Origin of the sequence: Rothia sp. HMSC072B04, assembly GCF_001813725.1 — a bacterium.
GTDB classification, from domain to species: Bacteria; Actinomycetota; Actinomycetes; order Actinomycetales; family Micrococcaceae; genus Rothia; species Rothia mucilaginosa.
Genome location: NZ_KV813813.1, coordinates 61875 through 63453 on the forward strand (window position 1 = coordinate 61875; position 1579 = coordinate 63453).

Below are 1579 nucleotides of genomic sequence, written 5' to 3' on the forward strand. Positions count from 1 at the left end.
ACATTTGGGTTCGTGAGAAGGGCATCAGCTACGGTTGGTCGGACGGTAAGTTCCATGCGGACGCCGGTATCTCGAATGCTACCGTTGCGGCGTTCACCTACCGTGCGGCGGGTTCTCCTGCGGTGAAGGGCGATTCTCCCTATGTGGATGTTAAGCCTGGTGCTCCGTTCTACCGTGAGATTCTGTGGGCGAGCCAGAATTTGCCTACTGTGTACGGTGGTCAGTATTTCATTCCTAAGCAGTTGCTGACTCGCGGCCATCTGGAGACTGTTCTGACTGCTTTCCAGTCTCGATAAGCTGGCCCGCTAAACTGGCTCTGCTTGTCGACACTAGTCGCACGAATAACCCCGTGTTCCCGAATGGTTTTCTATTCGGGAGCGCGGGGTTCTGTTTTCGGGGTTTAGTTTGCTGAGTTTAGCGTGCTGGGTTCTCAGTTCTTAGTGGCTGGTCAACCTGTGAAAACCCTCAGAACCTTCAAGTCTCCATTGAGTGTTTCCTGACATCTGTTCAACCCTTTGATAGGGTGAAAATGTGCCCGAAACCGATGGGGATATTCGACCACTTTTCTCATTGGGTTGGCGCAGATTCAACGGAGATTTCTCACCCCAGAAACCCTATGAAACCGCATCATCCCGATGGGTACGACCCGTAAGGATGATGTATGTCCTCGCTTCCGAACTCTAAGTCTTCTTTCCTCCGTGCGGCGCAGGGTTGCGGCGCACTGGTGCTGGCTGGAGCTATGGTTCTGCCGATGACTCCGGCACTCGCCCAGGATGCGGCACCTGTTGCTAATGCACCGGCGGCAAATGCTGTGACCCCCAAGCCGGTAGCTCAGGACGCCGCGGCACAGCCGACGTACTCCGCTGATTATGACGGCATTCTGTACACCGGCGAGGGTGGCACCGTGACTCTGAAGGGTACCGGTTTCACCAAGGAATGGCGTGAGCAGCACGGCACCGTTGTCTTCTACATTGCTGCTACGAAGGACCGCCCCGGTAACGCTGAGCCTTCCACGTCGATGCTCCGTTTTGAAGAGGGTAAGGACTTCACCATTGCCGATGATGGCACTTTTGAGGCGAAGCTGACCATCAAGGCTAAGGCTCTGGAGAGCTTCTACACTCCCATTGATTATTTCCCGGGTATCACCCTGGATGAGGTGCGTTACGAGACGGGTATTTTGACCGAGGCTAAGGGCCAGCCCCAGTCGAGCATTGAGGATATTTGGGCTCGCAAGAACGTTATCGCCCACCACCCGATGTACACCCGCGCCTACCATCCTGAAGTCATGGCACCTAAGTGGAAGTATGATGCCCTGAAGGACACCACGAAGGATCAGGAACTGCTGATTCAGGGTGAGGGTTTCGTTGGTGAGGAGCTGCCCGGCCGTGAGGGTGCCATGTACGTGATTCGCGAGAAGGGCACCGGCACCCCCGTCCTGGCGATGAGCGATATGAAGTCCTACTATGAAGGTCCCGATGGCGTAACCCGCCTGGAGGGAGGCACTCTTTACCGCACCATCAAGCTCCCCGCAAACACCCTGGATCCGTCTAAGCAGTACGTCATTGAGGCGTGGAGCGAC

The 1579-nt window shown here is 55.8% G+C and carries 2 pseudogenes; both read left to right on the top strand.

Annotated features, from left to right (window positions below):
- Positions 1-296: pseudogene (locus HMPREF2928_RS08120) on the top strand (gluconolactonase); the annotation flags it as partial.
- A 365-nt stretch (positions 297-661) separates the two neighbouring features.
- Positions 662-1579: pseudogene (locus HMPREF2928_RS08125) on the top strand (peptidase); the annotation flags it as partial.